General features: G+C 60.1%; 21 protein-coding genes. 6 read left to right on the plus strand and 15 right to left on the minus strand.

Translation table 11 applies throughout. From position 1 onward, the window contains the following. Positions 1 to 69: 69 nt before the first annotated feature. Complete coding sequence (locus BJ928_RS13895) at positions 70 to 318, minus strand: hypothetical protein (protein ID WP_047629883.1); 249 nt, start codon at positions 316 to 318, stop codon at positions 70 to 72. A 279-nt stretch (positions 319 to 597) separates the two neighbouring features. On the opposite strand from BJ928_RS13895, the gene BJ928_RS13900 reads away from it, so the two are divergent. Next, on the plus strand, positions 598 to 1,818 hold the full coding sequence (locus tag BJ928_RS13900) for an ROK family transcriptional regulator (RefSeq protein WP_047629886.1): 1,221 nt from the start codon (positions 598 to 600) through the stop codon (positions 1,816 to 1,818). Between the two features lie 82 nt (positions 1,819 to 1,900). Here BJ928_RS13900 and BJ928_RS13905 read toward each other — a convergent pair whose 3' ends face one another. The 8 genes from BJ928_RS13905 to BJ928_RS13940 form a co-directional block, all read right to left on the minus strand. Then, on the minus strand, positions 1,901 to 3,928 hold the full coding sequence (locus BJ928_RS13905; protein WP_183079407.1) for a beta-N-acetylhexosaminidase: 2,028 nt from the start codon (positions 3,926 to 3,928) through the stop codon (positions 1,901 to 1,903). A gap of 22 nt (positions 3,929 to 3,950) precedes the next feature. Beyond that, positions 3,951 to 4,421 (minus strand): GNAT family N-acetyltransferase, encoded by a 471-nt coding sequence (locus tag BJ928_RS13910; protein ID WP_047629889.1) that lies wholly within the window; start codon positions 4,419 to 4,421, stop codon positions 3,951 to 3,953. Positions 4,422 to 4,434: 13 nt separating this feature from the next. Then, on the minus strand, positions 4,435 to 5,361 hold the full coding sequence (locus tag BJ928_RS13915) for an ABC transporter ATP-binding protein (protein ID WP_047629891.1): 927 nt from the start codon (positions 5,359 to 5,361) through the stop codon (positions 4,435 to 4,437). Next, complete coding sequence (locus BJ928_RS13920) at positions 5,358 to 6,173, minus strand: ABC transporter ATP-binding protein (RefSeq protein ID WP_047629892.1); 816 nt, start codon at positions 6,171 to 6,173, stop codon at positions 5,358 to 5,360. The genes BJ928_RS13915 and BJ928_RS13920 overlap by 4 nt, the downstream gene beginning before the upstream one ends. After that, entirely contained in the window at positions 6,170 to 7,072 is a 903-nt protein-coding gene (locus BJ928_RS13925; protein ID WP_047629896.1) for an ABC transporter permease, read from the minus strand. The genes BJ928_RS13920 and BJ928_RS13925 overlap by 4 nt, the downstream gene beginning before the upstream one ends. After that, on the minus strand, positions 7,069 to 8,052 hold the full coding sequence (locus tag BJ928_RS13930) for an ABC transporter permease (RefSeq protein ID WP_047629898.1): 984 nt from the start codon (positions 8,050 to 8,052) through the stop codon (positions 7,069 to 7,071). The genes BJ928_RS13925 and BJ928_RS13930 overlap by 4 nt, the downstream gene beginning before the upstream one ends. 22 nt (positions 8,053 to 8,074) lie before the next feature. Beyond that, positions 8,075 to 9,763, minus strand: coding sequence for an ABC transporter substrate-binding protein (locus tag BJ928_RS13935; RefSeq protein WP_047629900.1), 1,689 nt, complete (start codon positions 9,761 to 9,763; stop codon positions 8,075 to 8,077). A gap of 436 nt (positions 9,764 to 10,199) precedes the next feature. Then, the gene (locus BJ928_RS13940; RefSeq protein WP_082011793.1) at positions 10,200 to 10,595 is read right to left on the minus strand and encodes a RidA family protein; all 396 of its coding nucleotides are present in this window, start codon (positions 10,593 to 10,595) and stop codon (positions 10,200 to 10,202) included. A 397-nt stretch (positions 10,596 to 10,992) separates the two neighbouring features. Here BJ928_RS13940 and BJ928_RS13945 point away from each other — a divergent pair, with 397 nt between their 5' ends. Further along, positions 10,993 to 11,787, plus strand: a complete 795-nt coding sequence (locus tag BJ928_RS13945; RefSeq protein WP_047629901.1) for an SDR family oxidoreductase — start codon at positions 10,993 to 10,995, stop codon at positions 11,785 to 11,787. An 89-nt stretch (positions 11,788 to 11,876) separates the two neighbouring features. Continuing rightward, complete coding sequence (gene ligD / locus BJ928_RS13950; protein ID WP_052227579.1) at positions 11,877 to 12,764, plus strand: non-homologous end-joining DNA ligase; 888 nt, start codon at positions 11,877 to 11,879, stop codon at positions 12,762 to 12,764. Positions 12,765 to 12,766: 2 nt separating this feature from the next. Here ligD and BJ928_RS13955 read toward each other — a convergent pair whose 3' ends face one another. From BJ928_RS13955 to BJ928_RS13975, 5 genes are all read right to left on the minus strand, one after another. Beyond that, positions 12,767 to 13,333, minus strand: coding sequence for an isoprenylcysteine carboxylmethyltransferase family protein (locus BJ928_RS13955; RefSeq protein WP_047629902.1), 567 nt, complete (start codon positions 13,331 to 13,333; stop codon positions 12,767 to 12,769). Between the two features lie 3 nt (positions 13,334 to 13,336). Then, positions 13,337 to 14,074 (minus strand): glutathione S-transferase, encoded by a 738-nt coding sequence (locus tag BJ928_RS13960; protein WP_047629904.1) that lies wholly within the window; start codon positions 14,072 to 14,074, stop codon positions 13,337 to 13,339. Between the two features lie 266 nt (positions 14,075 to 14,340). Next, the gene (locus BJ928_RS13965) at positions 14,341 to 14,655 is read right to left on the minus strand and encodes a hypothetical protein (protein ID WP_047629906.1); all 315 of its coding nucleotides are present in this window, start codon (positions 14,653 to 14,655) and stop codon (positions 14,341 to 14,343) included. A gap of 40 nt (positions 14,656 to 14,695) precedes the next feature. Further along, complete coding sequence (locus BJ928_RS13970; RefSeq protein WP_047629908.1) at positions 14,696 to 14,890, minus strand: hypothetical protein; 195 nt, start codon at positions 14,888 to 14,890, stop codon at positions 14,696 to 14,698. Positions 14,891 to 15,164: 274 nt separating this feature from the next. Further along, entirely contained in the window at positions 15,165 to 15,434 is a 270-nt protein-coding gene (locus BJ928_RS13975) for a DUF2934 domain-containing protein (protein ID WP_047630467.1), read from the minus strand. A 335-nt stretch (positions 15,435 to 15,769) separates the two neighbouring features. On the opposite strand from BJ928_RS13975, the gene BJ928_RS13985 reads away from it, so the two are divergent. The 3 genes from BJ928_RS13985 to BJ928_RS13995 all read left to right on the plus strand — a co-directional run bounded on the left by BJ928_RS13985 (position 15,770) and on the right by BJ928_RS13995 (position 19,097). Beyond that, a complete protein-coding gene (locus BJ928_RS13985) occupies positions 15,770 to 17,233 on the plus strand; it encodes a phosphatidylserine/phosphatidylglycerophosphate/cardiolipin synthase family protein (RefSeq protein ID WP_047629909.1) in 1,464 nt (487 codons plus the stop codon). 123 nt (positions 17,234 to 17,356) lie between these two features. Then, positions 17,357 to 18,196, plus strand: coding sequence for an endonuclease/exonuclease/phosphatase family protein (locus BJ928_RS13990; RefSeq protein WP_047629911.1), 840 nt, complete (start codon positions 17,357 to 17,359; stop codon positions 18,194 to 18,196). Positions 18,197 to 18,299: 103 nt separating this feature from the next. Beyond that, a complete protein-coding gene (locus BJ928_RS13995; protein ID WP_047629912.1) occupies positions 18,300 to 19,097 on the plus strand; it encodes an NAD(P)-dependent oxidoreductase in 798 nt (265 codons plus the stop codon). A 4-nt stretch (positions 19,098 to 19,101) separates the two neighbouring features. Here BJ928_RS13995 and BJ928_RS14000 read toward each other — a convergent pair whose 3' ends face one another. Next, positions 19,102 to 20,148, minus strand: a complete 1,047-nt coding sequence (locus tag BJ928_RS14000) for a sulfate/molybdate ABC transporter ATP-binding protein (protein ID WP_047629913.1) — start codon at positions 20,146 to 20,148, stop codon at positions 19,102 to 19,104. Positions 20,149 to 20,154: the final 6 nt, after the last annotated feature.

Below are 20,154 nucleotides of genomic sequence, written 5' to 3' on the forward strand. Positions count from 1 at the left end.
CGATGATCACGTTACTGCCCGGCCGCCACAGACGGCCGGAGCGCCTCAAGAGAAAACGAAACCGGGCGATCAACTGCCGACGGCGTCGGAGGTGCACTTCTTGACGAAGCTCGTCTTGGCAGCGCCGGCAAGCTTCTTTGTCGCCGCCTGCGTATCACAGGCGCTCGCCGCATCCTTCTCACATTTCTTGGTAAAACTGGTCAAAGCGGCGCCCGCCAGCTTCTTGTCGGCGGCCTGGGCCTTGCATGTTGCATCTGCCGCCATCGCACCGCCTGCAATGCAGGTCGAAACAATAGCAATTCCGAGCAATTTGATCATCGAATTCCTCCACGCGATCCCCGGCAAAAGACCGGGGTCAGAAAACTCTAGTCGAATACCTGTCGTAGTAAAGATCTACTCCGATCATCTACAGAAAAGAAAAAGCTCCACGTATTACCCAGCAAACGACGTAAACCCGGTCGATCGCGCCTTGAACCGATCGACAAAAGGATGGAAACTACCCACATAGGGGGAACAACGGCATGCTTCCACCCTCACCTCGCTCGATGACAAAGCGCGAGGAGCAACAACACCAACCGAGTCCTTCCCTATCCTCTCATGAAGACTATTTCAGGCACGAATCTCGAACAGGCCAAATCGCACAACCGGCGTGTCGTGATCGAAGCCATCCGCACCAACGGGCCGATGTCGCGCGCGGCCATTGCCCGCATGACGGCGCTGACCACGCAGACGGTTTCCAATATCGTCGAAGAACTGGCGCGCTCGCACCTCCTGATCCCGATGGCAGCGCAAAAAATTGCCCGCGGTCAGCCGATAACCCCCTACATGATCAATCCGACCGGTGCCTACTCCATCGGCCTCGAACTCGGTCGCCAGCGCGCGGCGGGCGTGCTTACCGATCTGTCCGGCACGGTCTGCGCCCGCATCGAACGCCATGTCGACAGGCCGGGACCGATAGAGGCCATGCCCGTCTTTGCCGAGGTCGTCGGAGATCTGCAGCAGGCCTTCACCTTCGATCGCGACCGCCTGCTCGGTGTCGGCATCGCCCTGCCTGGGCGCTATGCCGATGGCGGCGTGACGTCGCTGAGCCCGCTGAACCTGCCGGGCTGGCAGGATTTCCCGGTTGCAAGCGAGCTCGAACGGCTCATCGACCTGCCCGTACTCGTCGAAAACGATGCCACCGCCGCCGCCATCGGCGAGCGCCTCTATGGCGTGGCGCGCGGCCTTGGCAGCTTTGTCTATCTCTTTCTGGCGGGAGACGGCGGCATTGGCGCCGGCATGTTCCTGGACGGCCATCTCTATAAAGGTAGCCGCGCCAATGCCGGTGAAATCGGCCACATCATCGTCGAGCCGCATGGCAGGCTCTGTACCTGCGGCAAGCGCGGTTGCCTCGACCGCTATGTCTCTCCATCCGTTGCCTATGAATGTCTCGGCATCGAAGACGCGCAGGAATTGAACCCGGACGAACTGGATGCGATGATCTCAGCCAACAGCCACGGCCTGCAGGTCTGGCTGGAACAGGCGGTGCAGCCGCTACGGCAGACGATCGATTTCCTCGAACTGGCCTTCGATCCACAGACGATCGTGCTTGGCGGCAGCGCACCCACATCCCTGATGATCGGGCTGGCCGAGCGCGTAGAGCCGCTGCACATACCGGTAAATCCGATGGAAAAGCGCACCATTCCCCGCTTAATGATCGGGGCGACCGGCAAGGATACTGCCATTCTCGGCGCGGCGGCCCTGCCGATCTTTTCGGAGACCAACCCGCAATTCGATGTCCTGCAGAAGCCGCTGACGCATCGCGCGGTCATGGGCTAGGTAAGCGGCTCGACCTGCATCCCCCCAATCTCGCTCAGGCGCGACCCGCATGGATCGCGCCTGAGGGCCATGCATCAAGCTGTCAAAATTGATGCAGGCCGTAGAGCAGCGGCATGGTGCCGGCGAGCGCCTTGAAGCGCTCCCAGGATTTTGCCGAGGGCTTGGTCCAGCCGGTTTCTGCCAGTGCCGAAAGGCGCGGGAAGACGAGCCGGTCGAATACGGCGCGGTCGGTCATCGGTTCCGACCAGATGCAGGCCTGGATGCCGCGCAGCTTTTCCTTCTGCACATCGGTCCAGCCGCCGACCGGATCGAAGGTGTAGATCTTCTCCGCATCGGAATAGCCTGCCCAGCTGCCACCCGGCTCGTCCCAGTCGGGGCGCATTGCCATGTCGAGATAGTAGACCTGGCCCGGGCAGACGACGATCTCATATCCGCGTCCGGCAAGCTCGGCTGCGACCTCGACATTGCGCCAGCTGCAGAGGTAACTCTTGTCCTTGTCGATCCTGTCGCCATGCGCCGCCTCTTCCCAGCCGCCGGTGACGCAGCCCTTCGAGGCGAGAAATGCCTGGATGCGCTCCAGAAATTCGGCCTGAAGGACAGCCGCGCCCGAACCGTGAATATCGTCGGCTCCATGCGTATTCGTGACGACATTCAGGCGTTTGGCATGCGCGTCCGCAATCTCGTCGCCGGCCAGCTCACGCAGATGGGCCAAGGCTTCCGGCGACCCAGACCACGCGCCGAGCGGCACCTCGTCGGCACCGATATGGATAGTCTTGAACGGAAAGAGTTCAATCAGTTCGGACAGGATTGTCTCGATGACCTCATAGGTCTTCTCGCGCGCCGGATTGATGCAATTGTCCGGAAAGCCCTGAACCGAATAGTAGCTGCCGACTTCGCTTGGATCGCGAAGTTCCGGGATCGCCTGCTGCATCGCATAGCAATGGCCGGGCATATCGATCTCTGGCAGGATCTCGATGCCGAAGCCCCTGGCGTAGCTGACGATCTCGCGCACGGCCGCCTTGGTGTAATAGCCGCCTGTGCGGGCCGGACTGGAGCCGAGAAGCGGCGGCAGCGGCAGGCCGTGGCCGCGCCATGCGCCGATCTCCGTCAGTGCCGGATAGGCGTCGATCTCGACACGCCAGGATTCGTCGTCCGACAGGTGCCAATGGAAGCGGTTCAGCTTGTTCCAGGCAAGTACCGCCATCAACTTCTTGATTTCGGCCGTGGCGTAGAACTGGCGAGAGACATCAAGATGCAGGCCACGCCAGCTCATGGATGGTTCGTCGACAATCTCGCCAGCCGCCGGGAAATGGAAGGCTTGCGGATGCAGACGCGCACCGCGCCAGATCTGGCCGATGGTCACGAGGCCATAGACGAAACCGGTCTCAGCACTTGCCTCGACAGTGACGATCTCGGGTGAAAACTCCAACCTGTAGGCCTCGGGACCAAGACCTTCCATCTGGCGCAGAACGACCGTTGTCGCCCCTTCGGCTTCCGGACGGACAAGACCTTCAGCCGAGAAGAGATGCTCGACAAGGGTCGTGAAGCTTGCGGCGGCTGCCTGTGCTGCCGGTGTATCGGCTTCGAGCGCAAAGCCTGCCGGCAGCGGACGGCGAGAGGAAACGGCAACGCGGTTCGGCCAGGGAATGATCGACAGCGGAACTGGCGGATTGGCCGGAACGGGATAGATTTCGGCGCCACGCTTCAACGGCGCATTGCTCGATGACGTCCGCGTCGGCTCGGCGGCAAGCGATACGGCAGTTCCATCCGGCAGCGCGAGATAGGCGCTGGTGGCGCCATCGGTCCAGTGACGGAACGGCCAGCTGAGGGCATGGACCGTGATGGTCCATGTATCGCCGGCTCCCAGCACGAAGCCCTCGGGCGGCTGGAACTCTGTAAAATTGGAAAGCCGTTTCGTCACAGTCGCACCTTCGACGACGCCGGCTGGGTCGACGCGGCCAGGACCGCTGACGCAGAGCGCGAAGCCCGAAAGCGGCTCCGAGGACAGGTTCTTCAGCCGCAGGACATAGGAAAACTCCTTGTCGTCGGTCGGCGGGTTCCAAGTTGTTTCAAGCCGCAGAGCCAGGGATCGCGGTGTGGACATGAGCATTCTCTCTTCTTGCAAGGTTCGTTCAAAGCTTGAGCATGCCGGCATAAATGCCGGGTTCTGAATTGGGAATCTGTATCGCACCGACCGTTTTCTCGTAGAATTCCGATGGGCCGACATCGCCGATGACGGTATAGGCGTAGCCCATGGCCTTCTGGTCGTTGAGGCAGGCGAAGAGCAGCGCGCGGCCGATGCCGAGGCCACGAACGCTTTCGTCGACGCCGGTTGGGCCGAAGAAGCCGCGCGCCGTCGCCTCGTGGCAGGCAAAGCCGACAAGCTCCTGATTACGCGTGGCGACGAAGCATGTCGGCGGCTGTCGCGTCATCGCTACCGTCGTCTCGCTCGCCCAGCCCTGGCTGAAATGTTCGGCCACCCAGCCGGTGATGAGCCTCAGCTCCGGCGGCAGCGCGCGCCGGATGGTGACGCCAGCCTTCGCCATGCGCTCAGCCGATTGCGTGTCGACCGGCAAGGTCGATAAATTGACCAGGTAATCCAAGGCAAAAATCCTTCTAATTCGATGCGACGAGCGCACGCATGAAATGATTGGGACCGATCTGTTCGACCTCGGTCGAGATCGGCCGGCTGAGCGCACGGATCTTCTCCGCCTGCTCCAGGAAGCGAGCGCTACCGCCAGTTACGAACCTGCGGCCACCATCCGGCACCGCTGAAAGCAGAAGCTGCGTATAGGGATGCTTCGGGTTAGCGAGCACGGCATTGCTCTCGCCCCACTCGACCATCTGCCCGGCAAACATAACCACGATCTCTTCGGCGACATGCGCCGCCGTTGCGATATCATGGGTGATGTAGAGCATGGCGAGATCGTTTTCCCGCTTCACTCGGGCCAGCAGATCGAGAATGTCCTTACGGATCGACACGTCGAGCATCGAAGTCGGCTCGTCTGCCACCAAGACGCTCGGCGCAACGGCCAGAGCGCGGGCGATATTGACGCGCTGGCGTTGGCCGCCAGACAGTTCGTGCGGGAACTTTTGGCGCGTCACGGACGCATCGAGACCGACGCTTTCGAGCAGCTTCGCTATATCCTCGTCCCGCTCGACCTTCGGCTTGTCTTCGCCATGCAACTGCAGCGGCCTTGCGATGTGATGATTAATCGTGAATGCGGGATTGAGCGACGAGAACGGGTCCTGGAAGACCATCTGGACGTCCTTCCGGTACATCCGCTCGTCCTTGCCCGACCCGCGTGCGGTAAGGTCCTGTCCGCGGAAGAGGAGTCTCCCCGCGGTTGGCTTGTCGAGCCGGGCGATGATGCGGGCACAGGTGGTCTTGCCGCAGCCGGATTCACCGACCAATGCCAGCGCCTTCCCCGCAAATAGCGAGAAAGAAACGCTCTTCAGCGCGTGCACCGAGCCGAAATGGCGCTGGATATCATCGAGCCGGATGACGGGTTCTGCAGTTACGGCCTGTATCTGCGGTTTCATGCGAAAACTCCGGAAGGGTGAACGCTGGCTGGAAGCTGCGGGATCGCATTCCAGAGCTTGCGCGTGTATTCATGGGCGGGCGACTGGCTGACCTGCGTGACATCGCCGACCTCGACCAGTTCTCCTTTCAGCATGACGCCGATACGGTGGCAAAGCTGCGCCATCAGATGCAGGTCGTGAGTGATGAAGAGCACCGAGAAACCATAGGTCTGCTGCAGATCGAGAACCTGTTCCAATATCTCGCGCTGTACGACGACATCCAGAGCCGTCGTCGGTTCGTCCATGATGATGAGTTCGGGACGTAGCGCCAGGCAGATGGCGATGACGATACGCTGGCGCATGCCGCCGGAAAACTGGTGCGGATAATCGCTGACGCGATCCGGGGCGATGCCCACCAGCTTGAACATTTCTTCGGCGCGAGCCCGAGACTCCTGCCGCGAGCATCCGGTATGACGATGTAGCACATCGTGGAACTGCGCTTCCACCCGCATCAGCGGATTGAGCGAATTCATGGCGCTCTGGAATACCATGCCGATGCGCTTCCAGCGAATCCTCTGCAGATCGCGCTCCGGCATCTTGAGCAGATCCTGCCCGTCGAGCCGGATGCTTCCGCCGCTGATCCAGGCCGGCGCCTTCGAGAGCCGCGTGATCGCATAGGCGATCGTACTCTTGCCGCAGCCGGATTCACCGGCAAGACCAAAGATCTCGCCGCGGCCGATATTGAAGGACACGTCCTTCACGGCACGGAAATCACCCTTGTCGACCAGATAGTCGATGTCGAGATGTTCGATCTCAAGCAGATTATCGCTCATTGGCCTGACCTCATCATGCGATTGCGGGCACGCGTCAGGCGGAACCAGCGGGTCAAGGCCGGACCGGAACGCAATTGCGGATTGGCGATTTCGTCGAAGGTGAAGTTGATCAGCGCGAGACCCAGCCCCGTCAACGCGATACCGATGGCCGGCACGCCGATATCCCACCAGGCGCCGACCATGATCGCCGAGGCATTCTGGGCGTTGTAGAGCATGGTGCCCCAAGTGACCTTCAGCGGATCGCCGAAGCCGAGATATTCAAGCGTGGTCTGGGCAACAATCGCGTAGATGATGCTGCCGACCAAATTGATCCCGATGAGCGGCGTCAGGTTCGGCAGGATTTCGACGAAAATGATGCGCCAAGCCGGCTCGCCGATCATCTTGGCAGCGGTGACGAATTCACGATTGCGCAGCGCCATCGTCTGCGACCGCGTCATGCGCGCGCCCCACGGCCAGGACGTCAATGCGATGATGATCATGATCGTCATCGGCCCGACCGTCCCCGCGAAGGAAGCGAGCAGGATAAGGAGCGGCATGTTGGGGATGACCAGCACGGCATTGGTAGCGAGATCGAGTGCTGCGTCCGTCTTACCGCCGGTATAACCGGCGATGAGACCGATCGCTGTGCCGAGCACGGTAATCGCGATGCCCGTGGCGAAGCCGACGGACAGCGAGCTTCTCGCGCCCCAGACGAATTGCTTATAGACGTCGCGGCCCATCTTCGTCGTGCCGAAAACATGTTCGACGGATGGCGGCTGATGCGACCGGCCGACGCGGGCGCCGGGTTCGCCGGGTGCGATGATCGGCGCGAAGATCGCCGTCAGGCATAGGGCGGCAACGATGATGAAACCGACAAGCGCTTTCTTCTGGCTGAAAATGGTTCGGAAGGAGAAGCTCATCGGCCGCCCTCCCTCAATCGTGGGTCGACAAGGCCATAGAGGATGTCGACGAGGAAATTGGCGCCGAGCGTCGCAAGCGTCATCAGCAGCAATTGCCCCTGGATGACCGGATAGTCGCGCGCCACGCTGGCGGTAAACAGCGTCAGGCCAAGGCCGGGATAATTGAAGACGATCTCGGTGACGATCGAGCCGCCGAACACGGCGCCGAGTATCAGCGCGAGATTGGTGAGGACAGGCAAGAGGGCGTTGCGAGCGCCATAGCCGAACATGACGGCGAGATTACTCAACCCCTTGGCACGGCCCATCGTCACATAGTCCTCGCCGAGCACGACGATCATGGCCGAACGCATGGTCGTCTGGAACTCGCCGATAAGGAATGGCGACAGCGTCAGGACCGGCAGGATGGCATGCATGAAGACGCTGCCAAAGAAGGTGAAATTAAAGCCCGGATCGAGATTGGGATCATAGGCATATCCGACGGGGAACCAGCGCAGCGACACGGCAAAGACGAACAGGGTCGTAAGTGCCACGATGACGGGCGGTATCGAGAACAGGATGACGGCGAAGGGCGATACGACCGTATCGAACCGCCCGCCGCGCCTCCAGGCCGCAATCGCGCCGAGGATGACGCCGACGCACAGCGAAAAGATGATCGCGGTTACCACCAGGAAGATGGTCCACAGCGTGGCCCGGCTCAACACCTGGACCACCGTCTGCGGATAGTATTTGACCGAAACGCCAAGATCGAAGGTGGCAAGGCCTTTAAGGTAGTCGAAAAACTGCATCATGATCGGCTGATCGATCTCGCCGAAGCGGGCCTTGATCGCCTCGACTGCCGCGGGCGTGGCCCGCGGCCCGAGCTGGGCAACCATGGCATCGACGGGGCTCCCCGGCATAAGCCGGGGAAGAATGAAGTTCACGACGATCGCGAAGGCCAAAGCCACCGCATAGACGCCAAGGCGCCGGCTTGAAACACGCATGTATGCTTCCTTCGCTGTGGTCTTATTGGACCGGCTTCAGACGCAGCAGATGCATGAGACGCATGCGGTTGTTGTCGTGGTTTTCCGGGTTCATGACCGGGTCCTTATCCGTGACCCAACCGGTGAAACGCTTGCTGGAATACTGATACCAGGTAGGACCGTTGAAGACGGGAACGACCGGGAAATCATCGGCAATCAGCACCTGAATGTCGTTGAAGATCTTCTTGTGATCGTCATCGGAAGACGATTTCAGATACTGATCGAAGAGCGCATCAAGCTTCGGGTTGGAGTAACGCGGCGCAGAAACCGTGAGCTTGCCGGCATAGTTGGTCGACAGGCTCTGATAATAGCCCTGGAACGGCGTGGCGCTATCGGCGCGCGAGTTCATGACGACATCGAAGCTGCCATCGAGAAGCTGCTTGCGCCACTGCTCGTATTCAGGCGTGGCAACTGAGGCATTGATGCCCGCCGCGCGCAGGCCTTCGACGGCGATCTGGACGGCATCGATCCAGTCGGTCCAGCCATTTGGCACAATGACCGCAAAGGTGATCGGCTTGCCGCTCGGCGTGGTGCGGAAGCCATCGGCACCCTTCTTGTAGCCGGCATCATCGAGGATCTTGTTTGCCTTGTCGGTGTCGAAGCCCATGAAGGCATCCTTGTCGCCTTCGGCAGCCTTGTTGCGCCAGCTGTCGAAGCGTGGCGGCAGGCCGCTGGCATGCAGGTTGACAACGGGATAACCGAAGCCGGCAATATCGACCATCGACTTGCGATCCATCGCCATACTGAAGGCGTGGCGGAAATTGAGATCCTTGAAAGCCTCGAGGTTACCGGCATTCGTCGACTTGAAGTTCATCTGGAAGGCGACGGTTTCTGCCGGCGGCTGCCAGTAGCCGTTATGTTGCGGATCGAGCGCGACGAAGGTCTTGTCGATCTGCGGCAGGAACGAGCCGATCCAGTCGACCGTGCCTTCCGGCAGCAGCGCCAGCATCTGGTCGTTGCCCGAGATCTGCGGCAGGCGCAGGCAATCGACATGAAGCGACGCGGCATCCCAATAGTTCGGATTGCGGCACTGCTCGTAAACCTGCGGCGTGAAGCGGCGAACTTCCGTCATCGGGCCAGAGCCGATGGGCTTTTCGTTCTTGAAAGCGACCGGATCGGCAACGTCCTTCCAGACATGCTCGGGCACGACGGCGAGATCGGCGAGCGATTCCGGGAATTCGGAATTTACGGTCTTGAGGTTGATCTTCACCTCCGTCGGCGACGGCGCTTCGACGGAGGCGACCGTCTGGCCAACACCGACGGTATCGACGGCCGGATTCTTGAGCATCAGGTCGATCGTGTATTTCACGTCGGCCGAGGTCAGTGGCTGACCGTCCGACCATTTCACGCCGGGACGCAGCTCATAGGTGATCGACATCAGATCATCGGAGAACTTGTAGCTCGTCGCCAGGCGCCAGACCGGCTTGCCGCCATCATTCGCGTTGAAGATGACCAGCGGCTCGTAAATGAAATCCATCGTGCTCTGGCGGCGACCGGCGAGATCGAAGGGGTTGAAGTTGCTGACCCAGCTGGTCTGCTCTTCGATGTGCATCGTCAGCACGGATTCGGCCGCGGAAGCAGCGCCCGCACCGAATGCCAGCGAAGCGCCAAGCGCCGCTGCCAATGATGTCCGTTGAAATAGATTGCGCAATGACCTTTTCCTCATTCCCATTTGCAGCTCCCTCTCGCTGTTTTGAGTAGTCAATCAAATTGATTTAATCGTGAGTTTTGGGAATCGTCAATCGCTGATTGGAAATCAACAGGCACTCATTTCGATGCTCGCGGGAATGACTCAGAGCGCGGCAACGATCGATTGCCGTTCGGGATCGATGGTGAAAATCGCGGGCTGCTCGCCTCTCCCGGCTCAAAGGCGGGGAACAAGGAGCGACGCATCGCGCGGAGGCGCAACAAAAACGGCTGCTGGAAAGAACGAGACATGCATCTCCGATGCCGGCCCTCCGGCGTTGAAGGCGTGACAATCAAATGTACCGGTAGATGTCCCAGAGATCAGCCATTCGCTCGGCGTCTACGCCCGGGGAAAACGGCTGATAGTTCGGATTGCGATGAGGCCACCCTCATCGCAATCCGAACGGCAAAGCCGCTTGCACTCAGTCGAGCGGCTTGTAGGCGATGACGTCCATCTCGACCTTTACGTCGACCATCATCGGCGACTGAACGGTCGAGCGCGCCGGCGGATGATCGATGAAATGCTTCTCGAATACGGCATTGAAGCTCGAGAAATCTCGCGCATCATCCAGCCAAACATTGACCTTCACCACATGCTCGAGCGTGCAATCGGCAAGGGCAAGCACATCCTTGATGTTGGCGATGACCTGCTCGGTCTGTTTGACGATATTGCCGGTAACGATTTCACCGTTGACGGTCGGGACCTGGCCCGAGACGTAAATGAAATCCCCTGCCCGAACTGCTTTGGCGAAGGGACGCCGCTGGCCGCCGGCCTGATTGTCGGCGACGTCAAAACGGATCAGCTTTTTCTTGCTCATGATATCTTCGATTTCTCCCTATTGCCGAAAGCCGCAGCCGCCATCGCCCCATCGTACAAGGCGCAAGCACCCAGCTCCTCTGCGTCCTCATTATCTGGCGCGGCATCGGCACGCCAGATCGTTTCACGTATTCAGCTGGCTGATTCTGACTATTCAAATCCAGCTCAACTGAAGCAAGAACGTTAGCTCTCCAATAAAGAGGCGCAAATTCAATAGGTTGCAAGAGCAATCTCAGTGAACTCCTCTCGCACCAAGCCTCACTTCCTCTGCTTTAGCCGGTCGGCAGGGAGCGTCGCCTGCTTTCGCAAACCCCGCCACGATTGCATTTCCGCCCTCGCCCCTGATAAGACATGACATGTTTCGTCATATGATTGATTGACGTTCAGGAGGAGTTGTCATGGCAGAACTCGCGCAATTGCTTGCGTCCATTCGCATTCCAGATCTTGCCGGCAAACGGGTGTTGATCACGGGCGCTTCGACCGGCATCGGCGCTGCGGTCGCGCGCGCCTTTGCCGCGCAGGGCATGAAGATCGGTCTACACTTCAATGCGAGCCGCGATCCGGCTGAAAAGCTGGCCGCCGAAATCAAGGCTGGCGGTGGAACAGTGCATCTCATCCAGGGCGATGTCTCGCAGGACGGCGAGACCGAACGCGTCGTCAAGGATGCAGCGGAAGCGCTTGGTGGCCTCGATGGTCTCGTCAACAATGCCGGCGGCATGCTGGGGCGACTTCCGACCGCCGAGATGACCGATGCGCATTATGAGCGGGTGATGAACCTCAATGCCCGCTCCGTGCTTGCGGCGACCCGCGCCGCCCATCCTTACCTCAAGCAGCAGGGCGGCTTCGTCATCAATACGACTTCCATCGCCGCGCGCAATGGCGGCGGCAACGGCGCCATTCTCTACGCGGCGTCGAAGGGCTTCGTCTCGACCATTACGCACGGTCACGCCAAGGAGTTCGTCAACGACAAGATCCGCGTCAATGCCGTCGCGCCCGGCGTCATCGCAACGCCGTTCCACGAGCGCTATACCAACGACGAGCAGATGGAATTGCAGCGCAAGACGATCCCCATGGGTTTTGTCGGCACGTCCGAGGATTGCGTCGGCGCCTACCTCTTCCTCGCCTCTCCGACGCTATCCGGCTACGTCACCGGTCAGATCATCGAGGTCAATGGCGGTCAGCTCATGCCGTGAAACCGGCTATTGGTCGCTTTGCGCGCCGGGCGATGCTAGTCTGGCCAGGCGCGACGGCCTTCACGTTGCAGAAGATGGAGCGGATGCGGATGGCAAGGACGCCCATTCAGGACGGCAGCAAGACCTCGGTGGAATTGACGCATCCGGAGCGGATCTATTGGCCCGATGACGGGGTCAGCAAGCAGGATCTTCTCGACTATTACGCCCTGGCTTGGCAGCGCATGATGCCTTTCATCGCCAATCGTCCGCTGGCTCTGCTGCGCTGTCCCGATGGCATTCAAGGGCCACGTTTTTTCCAGAAGCATGCCTGGAAGGGGATCAACCCGCATATCGAGGAAATCGCCGATCCCGAGGACAAGGACGCCACGAAGCTCCTGAAGATCACCGATTTCGACGGTCTCGCCGCCCTCGTCCAGTCGGCTGCGCTGGAAATTCATCCCTGGGGCACGACGACGGACCATTGGGAGAGGCCAGACATGATCATCATGGACCTGGACCCCGGCGAGGACGTCGCCTGGAGCAAGGTCGTGAATGCGGCGAAGGAAATCAAAGAGCGTTTCTCGGCTCTGGGGCTAACATCCTTCGTCAAAACCTCCGGCGGCAAGGGGCTGCATGTTGTCGCATCCGTCAAGTCGCAGGCGACCTGGCCTGATATCAAGGGCGCCGCCGAAGCGATCGCCCATACCATGAGCGCGGATAGTCCGGAGGCATATTTATCGATTGCAAGCAAGGCAAAGCGCACTGGCCACATCTTCATCGATTATCTACGCAACGGCCGCGGCAATACGGCAGTGGCGCCCTATTCGGCGCGGGCAAGAAAGGGCGCAGCGGTTTCTATGCCGGTCACTTGGGAGGAATTGGACGGCAAGATCGGGCCGGCTTCCTTTACCGTCAGCAACGCGGCCTCACGCCTCGGCCAATCGAGCAACGATCCCTGGGCCGATTTTTTCACGGCGGCAGCGCCACTCAAGGTCTGACCTCATACCAGAAACGGAATCAGCGCCGGCGTGCTGGCCTTGTAGTCGGCATAGGCCGGGCCGAAGGTCTCGCTCATCCAGCGCTCCTCGATCGATACGCGGCGGAGCACCGCATAGAGCATGGCGGCAACCGCAAACACGGCGGCGATATCGCCGCGCGCAATTGCCGAGCCGATGATGGCGAGCATCAGACCGGAATAGATCGGGTGCCTCACAAGCGCATAGGGGCCGGAACGGATGAGCGTGTGATCTTCCTTCAGTGTAATCACCCCGCTCCAGTTGCGCCCGATATGATAGCGGGCCCAGACGGCGAAAAGGAGACCTATGAAGGTCAGGGCAGCACCGATCGCGTAGGTTGCCGGGTCTTGCGGGATGATGCGATACTGCAGCGGACCCAGCCAGATCCGGTTGACCGCCAGAAGAAAGGCACCGATCCAGATCGGCACGGTATTGCCGAGCCTAGATAGCGGGTCCTCCTGCCGCACGCTCCTCTTGACGCTGAACGAGGCAAACAGCCAGATCAGCAGCCAGACGATCCAGCAGGCAGGAATGAATTGATAGAGGAGCATCGCTTACGCCATGTCTTTATCGAGCTCCGGATAATGCCGGAAAATGCCGTTCTCATTGAAGGGAATGCGGCGGTCGGAGTGAAGATAGCGAGCAATGTTGGGCCGTTTCATGACATCAGCGTGCAGTGCTGTCAGATGCTGATATCGCCGATCCAGATGCTTCGTCGCGCGGGGGAAAGCATAGCGCAGCCCCTCATAGACCTGAAACAGCGAGAGATCGACATAGGTCAATTCACCGCCGAAGATGTGGGTCGGTCCGTGCGTGTTCTGCTGCAGCACCCGCTCGAAATAGCCGAGAAATTTCGGGATGCGGTTTTCGATGAATTCCGCGGCGCGCGCCTTGGCTTCAGGCTTCTGGTCCTCGTAATATTTCGATGTGGCGATGGGATGGTGTGTGTCGTGCACCTCGGCGACAAGATCGGTGATCGTCAGTTGCAGGCCGTTCAAGACGTGACGCTGGCCCTCATCAGCGGGCGCCAGGCCAAGCTTCGGCCCAAGATACATCAGTATGTTCGCGACATGCGGGATAATCAGATCGCCGTCCTTCAAGAACGGTGGGGCAAACGGGATGTCGGGCTCGGCCTTGCCATCCATGATGGCAAACATCGCTGGCATTCCCTGCCCCTTGCTTGTCGGGCCGCGACAAATATCCACATAGTCGGCACCAGCTTCTTCCAGCGCGAGCCGCACGAATTCACCACGCCCCTGGATGCCGTCCCAATAATAGAGTTCATAGGCCACTGGTTTTCGCTCCCACGAATTGAAGACGGCTGGCGGCGGCTATCGCAACACCCGGCGCTGCACCGTCGCATCACGTTCAATGCCAAACGACGTTTCCGGCCGAGCCGACCATCGGCTCGTTCCAAGCTTACAATCTAGCGTCGGCATGGCGGAAGATAAGGGGCAATCGACGACGAGGGACGATACTCGTGCAAGGAGACTGCATGGCTTCGTCACCGTCTGCCCGAAGGAAAGGATCGCGCTGAGGGCGCCCTTCCCGTCCGTGATTAGGAATTCGGGCTTTGCTCGTGGCGCTTGCGCGTCGCGGCCGCCTTCTTTGCAGAGGCGGATCGCTCGCCGGCCGGCCGGCTTGCCGCAGCATGGCCACCGATCCTGCCGCCCCTTTCGGACGATTCATGATTTTCGGGATGCCCGCGGCCCGAACCCGACTTCTTGCCGCCGCCACTTTCCCTGTTCACCGTCGCCCATGCACGCCGTTCCGCCTCCTCATGGGAGACGCCGCGGCCCTCATAACTTTCTTCGATATGTTCAGCCTTGCGCTTCTGCTTGTCGGTATAGGCGGATTTATCTCCTCGGGGCATGATCTTTCTCCTTGGCTCAGGATGAAAGACCAATCCGTCGTCAGGGAAAAGGTTCCGAAATTTGGCCGGGCGAATTGCGATGCGCAGAGAACATCCGAAAGCGCCGATCATGCGGGGCCGGGACATGTTGCTTGGCCGACGCCGGAAAGAAGACGCCGACCGAGCGATCGATGATCAAAATGAGGACCAAAGCCGTGAGAAGATAGATCGCGGCGAGCACAAGGAGAGATGTCATCTCATCGTCTCCAAGCTGCCGGCAGGACACAAAAAACACCACGCTGCGACGATCGTCATAACAGTCATTTCCAGATCATCGATATAGCTTCCACACATTGCCGGACTCCCTTCGCAACCTGTAGCAGCGATGTGTGACAACTATTTCGCGGAATGGAGCCAAATCACCGAAATGATTGCGAATATTTCGCCCGCAGCCGTCTTCTGAAAGAGAGACGGCCCGATGTTGCCATCGAGCCGCTCTCATCTCCGCCACACCCCTAAAGCTGACAGGCCTAGGCCTTTGCGGCAGTAGCCTTCTTCGACGATTTCTTCGCTGGTTTGGCTACCTTCTCCTCGGTGACGGCGGCTGCGGCAGCCGGCGTCTTGCGCTTGGCCTTCGGCTTGACGTCGATCGTGCTGCCGTTTGCTGTGGTTTCTTCAAGCTCAATGCGCTCGCTGCTCGCCCGAGCCCAATGCTCGACGTCACGTCCCGAAGGATGACCTTCCTCTTCCCATATGGCGTATGCGCGCTTCTTGATCCATTCGTCCCGAGGTTCCAACATCTGCCGTTCTCCGTTCGCATCATTGAACAAGGTTTTGATGAACAATGCCCGTTCTTGAAATGCGGGCTTTCACGCCTCCCCCGAGCAGCCAACCAAGACGCCGTTGCTGGCATTCTTCCGGTTTCGACTCTCGAACCGCAGTGGCGCTTCAAACAAGAAACAGAAGTTACCGTGGGGGCGGTAGCGAAGCAGCCGAAGCACTCCGAGTATGCTGCTGGGAGCAACAGGGTTCAATTAAAAATATCTAGTGGGCTCAGGTTTCACACCGCTATCAATGGTGCGGTGATCACGAGTCGGCTCATTGCAGCTTTTGCGGGCAAGGATATACTCGTGGCATGATCGACCTCGTGGCTGCCCATTGGGGCCAAATTCTTGCCGTCCTATCGATATTGATGGGGGCCGCCGCTGCAATCCATGCAGCCATGACCAAAGAGGATGTCCGAGCCGCGATCGGGTGGGTCGGTGTCGTCATCCTGTCGCCGATCATCGGCGCCCTGCTCTATGCCGTCGCCGGTATCAATCGCATTCGCCGGGCCTCACTCGGCTCGCAGCGAGACGCGCTCTTTCGCAAGGATGCGAATGGCGAGCTCTCCAGCTTCGATGCCGATGACGAACAGGTGCGGCAGCTGTTCGGCGATCGTTTCGGCTCGATGAAGACACTCGGCGATCGCGTCGTGCGCTACACGATGAGTACCGGCAACACGATCGAGATGCTGACGAACGGCGATGTCGCCTATGCCGCGATGAAGGCCGCAATCGACGGTGCCGAACGCAGCATCCTGATGGAAACCTACATCTTCGATCGCGACCCGATCGGCCTTCGCATCGCCGATTCGCTGATTTCGGCCACCAAACGCGGCGTCAGCGTGCGCGTGCTGATCGATGCCGTCGGCGCACGTTATTCCGTGCCGAGCATCATGGGCTATCTGAGCGAGGGCGGCGTGAAGGTGGACGTCTTCAACGGTAACGTCATCATCGGCCTGCGATTGCCCTATGCCAATCTGCGCACGCACCGGAAGATCCTTACCATCGACGGGCGGATCGCCTTTACCGGCGGCATGAACATCCGTCAGGGTTTCACACGAGAATTCGCACATGAGCACAGCGCCCGTGACATGCATTTTTGCGTCACGGGTCCGGCAGTCGCCGATCTCTTCAATACGGCCGCCGAGGATTGGCGCTTCACCGCAGACGAAATCCTGAATGGCGAGGAATGGCGGATCGCGGCGCCCGCCAACGAACCTGGAGCGCCAGTCTTCATGCGCGTGGTCGCCTCCGGCCCGGACCGCAGCGTCGAGACCAATCACAAGATGCTGATTGGCGCGCTGTCGGTGGCGCATAAGTCCATCCGCATCATGTCGCCCTACTTCCTGCCGGATCGCGAACTGATCAGCGCGCTGGTGACGGCGGCCCGGCGTGGGGTTGAGGTCGATATCGTCGTGCCGACGGCCAACAATCTGGTGCTTGTCGACCGCGCCATGACGGCACAATTCGACCAGATGCTGAAGAACTATTGCCGCATCTGGCGCGCCGAAGGAGCGTTCAACCATTCGAAACTTTTGGCCATTGACGGCACATGGGCCTATGTCGGCTCTTCCAATCTCGATCCTCGCTCGCTGCGGCTCAACTTCGAAGTGGATCTCGAGGTGCTCGATCGGGGTTTTGCCGGCACGATCGACGCTCATATCGGCGCAATCCTGGAAACGGCGCACCCCGTCGATCTCGAAAAGCTCCGGGCACGGCCTTTCATCGTGAGACTTGTCGAAAAGGTCCTCTGGCTCGGCTCGCCCTATCTCTGACGGTGCCCCTGAGGGGCGATCCGCCATTGTCGCAGCCTTTTTACATGACAAGGCGAGCTATAGCTCCCTATACTCGCCTTGAGGTACCCGACATGGTCTGATCAAGGAACGGTCGACGGATAGATGCGAAAGAAGAAAGAAAGTCTCCGTGCGAGCATTCTGGAAAGCCTGAAGAATCGAAAAAAGGCGCGCCCGAGATCGGCAAGCGGGCTCGACCGCCCCGAGGGCACGCTGATCGCCTCCTACAACGTCCATAAATGCGTCGGCGCGGATCGCCGCTTCGATCCCGAACGGACCAGCCGCGTCATTCATGAAATCGATGCCGACGTCATCGGCCTGCAGGAGGCCGACACGCGTTTCGGGGAGCGCACCGGAATCCTTGATTTGCGCCGGCTGGAGCGCGAGACGGGGCTCATTCCGGTGCCGATCGCCGGCGTCACCAAGGCGCACGGCTGGCACGGTAATGTCGTTCTTTTCAAGCAGGGCACGGTGCGCGACGTCCATCAGATCAATCTGCCTGGGCTCGAACCGCGCGGTGCCCTGATCGCCGAACTGGAACTGGTTCGCGGCGGCAGCATCAGAATCATCGCCGCTCACCTTGGCCTGCTGCATCGCTCCCGCGCCCAGCAGACGCGCCTGATCGTCGAGCTCATGAACGATGGCAGCGAGACGCCAACCATCCTGCTTGGCGACCTCAACGAATGGCGCCTCGGTGACCGTTCGTCCCTCAATACCATCCAGAACGCATTCGGGCCGCTGCCGCCCGCCGTGCCGAGCTTTCCCTCGACGTTGCCGCTTCTGGCTCTCGACCGCATCATGGCAAACCGCCGCGGCATGATCTCAGCGGTCGAAGTGCATGACTCGCCGCTGGCCCGCGTTGCTTCCGATCACTTGCCCATCAAAGCCGTGGTCAGTCTGGAAACGCTCGATAGCGGCGCCGAAATGCATTCGCGGACTGCCTAGACATCATCGACATGCTTCATGTCGATTCCACCGATATATGTGATGACGGGCGCTGGACCATCTTATAGGCTGTCCGCCGAAATGACCGATCCGGGAGACAATCATGCTGAAAACTCTGTTGCTGACTGGTGCCGCCGGCGGTGTCGGCCAGGCACTCAGGCCGCTTCTATCGCAAATCGCCGAAAACGTCGTGCTCTCCGACCTGGCGCCGATCAGCGATCTCCGTCCGAACGAACGTTTTATTGCCTGCGACCTCGCCGACCGCGACGGCGTCGACGCGATGGTCAAGGGTGTCGACGGCATCATCCATCTCGGCGGCATCTCGGTGGAAAAGCCATTCGATCTCATCGTGCAGGGCAATGTCATCGGCCTCTACAATCTCTATGAGGCCGCGCGTGCGGCCGGCAAGCCGCGCATCGTCTTCGCAAGTTCCAACCACGCAATCGGCTTTTATCGCCGGGACGAGCGGATCGACAACAAGGTGCCGACAAGGCCGGATTCGCTCTATGGCGTGTCAAAGGTGTTCGGTGAGGCGGTCGCGAGCCTCTACTTCGACAAGTTCGGCCAGGAAACACTCTCGGTGCGCATCGGCTCGTGCTTTCCCGAACCACGCAACACGCGCATGCTCGCAACCTGGTTCAGCGTTCGCGATTTTCTTTCCCTTTGCGGCTGCGCATTCGACGCGCCCCGGCTTGGCCACACGATCGTCTACGGTGTCTCCGACAATGACGAGCAATGGTGGGATAATAGCAACGCCGCCTTCCTAGGCTGGAAGCCGCGTGACAGCGCGGCTCCGTGGCGGGCTGAAATTCTATCGAGAACGCAGCCGGAAGATCCCAGCGATCCGGCCGTCATCTATCAGGGCGGCGGCTTCGCCTCGGCCGGTCATCCGGAGGATTGACCGGTCACCCGCCGTTGCGAAACAGCTTCCAGCGGGTCGGCCTGAAGGCGATGCGATTGCGATCCAGCGCATCGGCCTTGTTCGGCGGTAGCTCGATTTCGATGCCGTCATGCCCGGCGCCGATATCGATTTCCAGATGGCGGGTGCCTGCGACGCGACGGCTGGCGACCAGCAAACCGGCGATCGCCCCGCCGTCGCCGTCGCGAAGTTCGATGTCGTGCGGTCGGAAATAGAGATGAGCCTCGCCATCCGGCTCATGCGGCGTGCTAAGCCCCAACGGCTTGTCGTCGAACCAGATCTCGCCGCTGGCGATGCGCACCTTGACCCGATTGGACTGGCCGATGAACCCATAAACGAAGGGAGAATTCGGCGTATCGTAGATCTCGTCCGGCGTACCGACCTGCTCAATCGCGCCCTTGTTGAGCACGACGACGCGGTCGGCAAGCTCAAGCGCCTCTTCCTGGTCGTGCGTGACGAAAACGGTGGTATGGCCGGTCCGATCGTGAATTTCGCGCAACCACCTGCGCAGATCCTTGCGCACCTGAGCATCGAGAGCGCCGAAGGGTTCGTCGAGGAGTAGAACATTCGGCTCCACCGCCATGGCGCGCGCCAATGCCACGCGCTGCCGCTGTCCACCTGAAAGCTGCGTCGGGTAGCGCTTCTCCAGGCCATTCAGTTGCACGAGTTCCAACAGTTCCATTGCGCGCCGGCGGATTTCATCACGCGGCGGGCGACGCGATGCCGAGCGGACTTTCAGGCCGAAGGAGATATTGTCGAGCACCGTCATGTGCCGGAACAGCGCGTAATGCTGAAACACGAAGCCGATGTTGCGCTGCTGCACGGTCTTCAGCGAAGCATCGTCCTCGCCGAAGAAGATCTTGCCTTCCGTTGGCGTTTCCAGGCCGGCAATCAGGCGCAACAGCGTCGTCTTGCCCGAACCGGATGGCCCGAGAAGCGCGATCAGCTCGCTTGAGCGAATATCCAGTGAAACGTCGTGCAAAGCGGGAAATCGACCGAATTCCTTGCGCAGATTTTGAACGCGAACTTCCATCAAGAA

This window comes from Rhizobium sp. WW_1, from assembly GCF_003610155.1.
Lineage (GTDB): Bacteria > Pseudomonadota > Alphaproteobacteria > Rhizobiales > Rhizobiaceae > Rhizobium > Rhizobium tropici_A.